This is a genomic window from Neisseria maigaei (assembly GCF_958267405.1).
Classification (GTDB): domain Bacteria; phylum Pseudomonadota; class Gammaproteobacteria; order Burkholderiales; family Neisseriaceae; genus Neisseria; species Neisseria bergeri.
Map to the genome: position 1 here is coordinate 1 of NZ_CATQFT010000032.1, position 241 is coordinate 241.

1 protein-coding gene is annotated in these 241 nt (G+C 51.0%); it reads left to right on the plus strand.

Annotated elements, in window-relative coordinates; all coding sequences use genetic code 11:
- Positions 1-241, plus strand: a 241-nt coding sequence (locus Q3O06_RS05430; protein WP_301818014.1) for a transposase, incomplete at both ends; no start/stop codon positions are given.

Consider the following 241-nt stretch of genomic DNA (forward strand, 5'->3'; position numbering starts at 1 on the left):
GGTCTCTACAAACCCGGTTACAAACAACATACCCGTACCGATGAGGAAGGCTATATCGAGAAACTGCACATCACTCCTGCCAATACCCATGAGTGCAACCATCTGTCCCCTTTGTTGGAAGGCATTGCCGAAGGCACGACCATCTATACCGACAAAGGCTACGACAGTAAGGAAAACCGGCAACATCTGAAAGAGCATCAGTTGTCAGACGGCATTATGCGCAAAGCCTGCCGCAACCGCC